Annotated in this window: 9 protein-coding genes; 4 read left to right on the forward strand and 5 right to left on the reverse strand. The window is 69.6% G+C overall.

Features of this window, described 5'->3' with window-relative positions:
- On the forward strand, positions 1–280 hold a 280-nt coding region (locus ABD901_RS57965; protein ID WP_345144837.1), incomplete at its 5' end, for a TCP-1/cpn60 chaperonin family protein.
- Between the two features lie 390 nt (positions 281–670).
- Here ABD901_RS57965 and ABD901_RS57970 read toward each other — a convergent pair.
- From ABD901_RS57970 to ABD901_RS57990, 5 genes are all read right to left on the reverse strand, one after another.
- Positions 671–1,399 carry a GAF and ANTAR domain-containing protein gene (locus tag ABD901_RS57970; RefSeq protein WP_345144839.1) on the reverse strand — a complete coding sequence of 243 codons (729 nt, stop codon included), beginning with the start codon at positions 1,397–1,399 and terminating at the stop codon, positions 671–673.
- Positions 1,400–1,485: 86 nt separating this feature from the next.
- Positions 1,486–2,109 (reverse strand): ANTAR domain-containing protein, encoded by a 624-nt coding sequence (locus ABD901_RS57975; RefSeq protein ID WP_345144841.1) that lies wholly within the window; start codon positions 2,107–2,109, stop codon positions 1,486–1,488.
- A 282-nt stretch (positions 2,110–2,391) separates the two neighbouring features.
- Positions 2,392–2,532, reverse strand: coding sequence for a hypothetical protein (locus ABD901_RS57980; protein ID WP_345144843.1), 141 nt, complete (start codon positions 2,530–2,532; stop codon positions 2,392–2,394).
- Between the two features lie 183 nt (positions 2,533–2,715).
- Positions 2,716–2,880, reverse strand: a complete 165-nt coding sequence (locus tag ABD901_RS57985) for a universal stress protein (protein ID WP_345144845.1) — start codon at positions 2,878–2,880, stop codon at positions 2,716–2,718.
- A gap of 86 nt (positions 2,881–2,966) precedes the next feature.
- Positions 2,967–3,560, reverse strand: coding sequence for a DoxX family protein (locus ABD901_RS57990; protein WP_380139374.1), 594 nt, complete (start codon positions 3,558–3,560; stop codon positions 2,967–2,969).
- Between the two features lie 761 nt (positions 3,561–4,321).
- On the opposite strand from ABD901_RS57990, the gene ABD901_RS57995 reads away from it, so the two are divergent.
- The 3 genes from ABD901_RS57995 to ABD901_RS58005 form a co-directional block, all read left to right on the forward strand.
- The gene (locus ABD901_RS57995) at positions 4,322–4,948 is read left to right on the forward strand and encodes a sigma factor (protein WP_345144849.1); all 627 of its coding nucleotides are present in this window, start codon (positions 4,322–4,324) and stop codon (positions 4,946–4,948) included.
- Between the two features lie 10 nt (positions 4,949–4,958).
- Positions 4,959–5,441 carry a DUF1003 domain-containing protein gene (locus ABD901_RS58000; RefSeq protein WP_345144851.1) on the forward strand — a complete coding sequence of 161 codons (483 nt, stop codon included), beginning with the start codon at positions 4,959–4,961 and terminating at the stop codon, positions 5,439–5,441.
- Between the two features lie 274 nt (positions 5,442–5,715).
- On the forward strand, positions 5,716–5,925 hold a 210-nt coding region (locus ABD901_RS58005; protein ID WP_345144853.1), incomplete at its 3' end, for an SPFH domain-containing protein.

Here is a 5,925-nt window from a genome sequence, read left to right on the forward strand (position 1 = left end):
CGGCGACGAGGCGACCGGCGCGAACATCGTCAAGGTCGCGCTCGACGCCCCGCTGCGGCAGATCGCCGTGAACGCCGGCCTCGAGGGCGGCGTCGTGGTCGAGCGCGTCCGCAACCTGGAGGCCGGCCACGGTCTCAACGCCGCGACGGGCGAGTACGTCAACCTCCTGGCCGAGGGCATCATCGACCCGGCCAAGGTGACGCGTTCGGCGCTGCAGAACGCCGCCTCCATCGCGGCGCTGTTCCTCACCACCGAGGTGCTTGTCGCCGACCAGGCGTAGCCATCGTCCTTGGCGCGGAGGCCACCACGAGTGGGAACGGCTCGTTGCCGTGCCGCAGCCCGCTCGAGACCGGCCTGCAGCCGATTCCTCCACCGTTGCCCCGACCGCGCTCATCGCGGCAATGAGCTCGGCAGGTAGGCGACGACGACGAACAGGATCACCCACCAGGCCCATGCGCCGGCGATCCGCACACCCCGCGGGATGGCGTCGTCGATCGTCGGCGCCGCCTCTCCGGGTGGTACAGCGGCTCCCTCCGCCCGGAAACGGCAGCGCATTACGTTGCCGGGCGAGCGTCAGGCGCTCCCGGGCCCGCTGTCGCGTCTGGGCCATCCAGCTCATGACGGCACTCTCGATTGTGGTCGTGGCCGGGAGGTTCCGCCGGTGGCGTCGTCAGCGTGCGGATTTCGCCTCCGGCGTCCCCGGGATCTGTTCGGTGCCGTTGACGACGGCCAGTGCGAGTTCGGAGAGGCGACGATTGCGGTTGCGGGCGGTATGACGGAGCAGCGCGAATGCCTGGTCGAGGTCCACGTGCAGGCGTTCGGCGAGGACGCCCTTGGCCTGCTCGATCAGGATCCGGCTGTTCAGCGCGGTCTGCAGCTGCTCGGTGAGGGTGTCGCGGTGGCGGATGGCGCGTTGTTGCAATAGTCCGATGGTGGCGACGTCGGCGAGGGCTTTGCCGGCGCGCAACTTGTCATCGTCCAGTGCGCCTGGTTCGACGCCGAAGAGGTTCAACGCCCCGATGACCTCCGCGCGCAGGCGCATCGGCAGGGCATGGACCGAGACGAAACCGACCTCCGCAGCCGCGGCCGTGAACCGGGGCCAGCGGCCGGCGGAACGGATGTCGGGCACCGAGACCGGCCGTCCGGTGTTGAAGCAGTCGACGCAGGGTCCCTGGTCGGTCTGCAGCTGGAACAGTTCCAGCAGCCGCGTCCGCTCCGAGGAGGCCGCCACAAGTTGCAAGGTCTCCCGCTGATCGGTAAGCAGGATCCCGGCAGCCGAGACGTCCAGCAGCTGCACGCACCGTTCGGTCAACGCGTGCAGGAAATCGATCACGTCGAAGTCGTCGACGAGCGTGTCCGCCATCTCGACGAGCACATCGGCTAGCGCGGTCTCGGCCATCTCAAACACCCTCGACAAGCATAATGCCGCCGGCCCGCCGGCCACCTGCGACGTTGAACCGACCGGAAACAGGGTCGGCTGAACTCTCAGTCGCCATCGGATCGATGGCCATCCGGCTGGCTGCCGTGTGCAATGTCGCCGTGGCCGAACCGCAGCCGGCGGGCGACCACATCCCGGGCGACGTCCCGGAGCCGTCGTTCATGGGCGTATGCGTAGGCCCGGAGCCGGATCAGGGCAAGGGCCGCCGACAGCCCCAGCTGCACACTGACCATGCCGGTGGCCTGATGCACTTCTGGATGCTGCAGGCCGGCTGGTTCAGGGACACGTCCCGGAACCTGCGGCACGTCTTGCTCGGTGGCGTCGAGCAGCAGCGCGCATGCCGTATCCGCCAGCATCAGCGCGTCGCGCAACTGCCCCCGGTCCAGGTCGCCCGGCTCACCGCGGTAGAGGTCCAGGACGCCGAGCCGGATCGCGCCGATCTGCAGCGGCAACGCGAAGATCGCCCGGACACCGGCTTGCACGGCGGCCGGGGCGAAGACGGGCCACCGAGCCAGGCATCGGCCGGCACATAGATCGGGGACCCGCTCAAGACCGCCGTCGAGTGCGTCCACGCATGGCCCCTCGCCGAGGGTCAGGCTCAATTCCTCCACCTCCGAGACGATCCGGTTACTGCTGTAGATCGTCTCGCGCGGGGCGGCCTCGAGCGCCACAGCAACGGCCGCTCCGTCGGTCGCGGTCGCGGCGATCGCCGCGGCGCACAGGTGCTCGACCGCTGCCGGTCCATCTCCCGCATGCGCTGGGGCGAGGCTCCACAGCCACATCCTGCGGCCCGGGCGCACCACACTGCCTGATCCGCACGCCTGAGCGCCAACGATGAGACCATGAGAGCCGCCTCCGATACCCCAAGGTTGGTGCGGCCGCGACGCGTGGCAGCGCAAGACAGAGTCCGGATCGAACGCGACTGACTCCTCGACGGCTGGTCGCCGTGAACCCTACGCCACGTCACTACGGCCCCGCGTCATCCGCGTCACGCGGCCGCCCGTGTGCAGGTGCAGCAGGGCCTGGCGGTACGAGCCGAACAGGCTGGCCTCCGCGTACGGCAGGTCGTCGCTGTCGCAGTAGGCACGGACCATCGGCTGAGCGCGACGCCGCGGACCAGCTTCATCAGCTCCGCATAATCGCTGCCCCGCCGCCGCACCCCGGTCGCCGGCGTCGTCGATGGTCAGGTCAACGATGCTCACAACACCCTCCCGGCAGCTGGCGATCACGCCGCCGGGGTCTGGAGCGACCGATGACGACACGATACCCGGCCAGGGTCACAACCGCGCCTGGACGGTCGCGCCGACGATCTGCGCCTGGGCGATCGCCCAGCGCAGGGCGGCCTTGGAGTGTGGTGAGCCATCGACGCCGGCGGCGATGCGCCGGGCATGTGCTTGGGTCTGCTCCGTCATGGTGGCCGCCTGGAGGTGGTGTGTCCGCACCGGTCAGATCCTGCCGCTGAGGCGGCAGGATCTGACGAGGTCGGCTCCTCTATTCAGATGCACGGCGCGCATGCACCTGGGTGTGGCTACTGCAGCCAGGTGGCGCGGCGCACCAGCGGGAGGGTTGACCAGATGGGGCCCAGTCCCAGGGTGTTACCGGCGCCCAGGAGTGGCAGGACGATCAGGATGGCGGCGTAGATGAGGTGGTCGTCCATGAACGGGTTGCCGGCCGGGGGCAGCACCGCGGTCCACATCATGACGGTGAGCAGCGCGCCGGCGCCGGCTGCGAGGCGCATCCCGATGCCGAGGATCAGCGCGACGCCGACGCCGAGCAGCGCGGCCATGAACAGCACGTCGGTGAGGCCGGCACCGGCGATCGAGTGGTAGAACCCGGCGAACGGGCCTCTCGCTGCCGAGCCGAGGAATCCTTTGGTGGGGCTGCCGCCGTTGAGCCATGACTTGGCCGTGGTGGTTTCGTGGCCGAGGCCGAACATCTTGTCCAGGAACGCCCACAGGAAGATCCAGCCGAGCGCGAGGCGGGCTCCGGCCAGCAGATACCGGACGGCGGTCGCTGGCCCCGAGCCGACCGTCACGCGTCCTCGATCGTCAGCCGGGACATTGAAGGTCGCTGGCGTTGTCCTTGCGGCGGGCTGGCGCCGGGCCGTCTGGGGCGCCTGCAGCAGCGGACGGGTGGTGGCGGCGTGGACAGTGTTGCTGACAGCACCGTTGTGCTCGTTGGCGATGTCGACCATCGCACTCACGTTCCTTCTCGTTGCTCATGAAGCAGTTCCGCGGTGCGAACGCCCGCGGAGTATGTTGTGGCACCCGGTCGACGGCCGATGTCTCCACCGACCTGGCGGCACCCGGATCGTTGGTCACGGTCTGCGACGGGATCGGCAGTCGCCGTCGCCAGATCAAGGCCCGGCCGATTCGCCCGGCGACCGCGGCGAAGGCGGCCTGTCGCGGCGGGGCCAGCCGTCGAGCGGCGTGACGACGTCGGGACACCGCGGCGTGCAGGCACGTCACCGGGCCCGCCGCGTGCTACGTGACCGCCGCCGCCAAGGAACGCTGGAGACGATGGAAAACCCGGATCATGAGGCCCTCAGCTTAGGGACGGATCGAAGACGGCGGCGGGGCTGGCAGCCACCGGGGTCCCGAGCGACAACCTCACCCTACGCGCTCTCGGCCCGAGGAGCGTCACGGCAAGACAACAGAAGACAACAGCTGGTGCCCCGCGCGTGTGGCGGTTGTGACGTGCTTGAGGACGACGTAAATCGGCGTAGTGTGGGAGACCGCATCCGCGCGCCCGTCAGCCGTCCGGTTGACTCACCTTTTTCTGCCGCCTGGACCTCGCGGTCACGACCAGTGACGTCCGGCGCTTCAACAGAGGTGCCGCCACTGCCGGCATCTTCGGCATGTCCCCCTGATGGGGCGTGGAACCATGACCATGCTCGCCGCACCAACCTCGAACCTCGCGCCACAGGCGGCGACCCAATCAACACCGCGGCCGTATGCCGGTCGCCCGGCGCGCCGGACAACCGCCGTCGCTACGGCGGCCCGCAGAGCCGACAGCCTCCCCGCCTACCCGCCGGACACGACGGAGCACCTGCTGCGTGTACGTGTCCGGCTGCCCGCCGCTCACCCTGACCGCGATGTCCTGCGGACCCGAGCCATCGAGGACAACCTGCCGCTCGCCAACCGGCTCGCGTGGCGCTACGCCGGCCGCGGGGAACGCTACGACAACCTCGTCCAGGTCGCCGCGCTGGCGCTGGTCAAGGCCGTCGACGGCTACAACCCGGACCGGACCACCCCGGTCGTCGGCTACGCCGTCCCGACGTCACCGGCTCCGGACACGGCGGGCCCGGCCTGGTCGCCAACGCCTGGCTGGAGGGCGCTGTTCTCCTCCTACGGGACGTTCGTGCACATCGTCGACTCCGCCATGCGGGTCATGCTCGCCAGCACCGGCCACCCGCACCTGATCCTGCGCCTCGGTACCATCGACCCGGCCGATTCCGGGCGGCCGCACGCACCCCGCCTGCCCGCCGACCAGATCATCGAAAGAGCCTGAGGGGCGGCGGATGATGATGGCCGCACCGCTCACCTGGCCCGCGGACCGGCCCGACACCGGCCGGCGCCGGTTCCGGCACCCGGCCAACCGGTACCGCCACGACCATCGCACGCCCGGACAACGCCTCGCCGACTCCGTCACCGGCGTGTTCGGCTCGTGGCGGTACATCGTGATCCAGACCGTCGTCGTGCTCCTCTGGATCGCCGCCAACATCCTCGCCGTCGCCCTGCGCTGGGACCCCTACCCCTTCATCCTGCTCAACCTGCTCTTCTCCACCCAGGCCGCCTACGCCGCCCCGCTGATCCTGCTCAGCCAGAACCGCCAGGCCGACACCGACCGGGTCAAAGCCGAACACGACTACCAAGTCAACCAACTTGCCCTGCAGTACCTCATCGCCTGGCACCGCAGCACCCACGGCGACGACTGCCACTGCGTCCAGGACACCGAACCGATCGTCGAAGGCATGCTGATCACGCTCGCCCGCAAGCTGTGACCCTCTGGTCGCACAGTCCGTACGGCCCGGAACTGCAGCCTCAACCGGGGCGCTCGGGAATGCGAAGGACACCGCACTCTCCACAACAGGAGAGTCGACATGACCGTCGCCGTCCGAACCGCAGCAACGAGACGGGTCCCGATGGACTCGCTCAGGAAGACCGCGCTCGTCGCGAGCGTGCTCTGCCTGATGAGCCTTTGCCTCGACGCCGTCCCCTGGCCCTGAACGGCCCGGTGCGGCGGTCCGAACTGCGTCGTCGGCCCGTGTCATCGGGTTGTTCACCGCCTCATGCGCAGTTCGGATCCTCCGACCGTACGAACGCGGCGTGGTGTTCCGTTTGGGCCGGTTGCACGGAGATAGCCGCGGCCCCGGGCCGACCCTCATCGTTCCCGGTATGGACCGGCTGACCAGGGTCGACCTGAAGGCCACCGTGGTGAGCGCGGCCGCCCGGAACGTCGTCACCCGCGACAGGGTGCCCGTCGGC

The sequence above is a fragment of the Dactylosporangium darangshiense genome (genome assembly GCF_039537565.1).
Lineage (GTDB): Bacteria > Actinomycetota > Actinomycetes > Mycobacteriales > Micromonosporaceae > Dactylosporangium > Dactylosporangium darangshiense.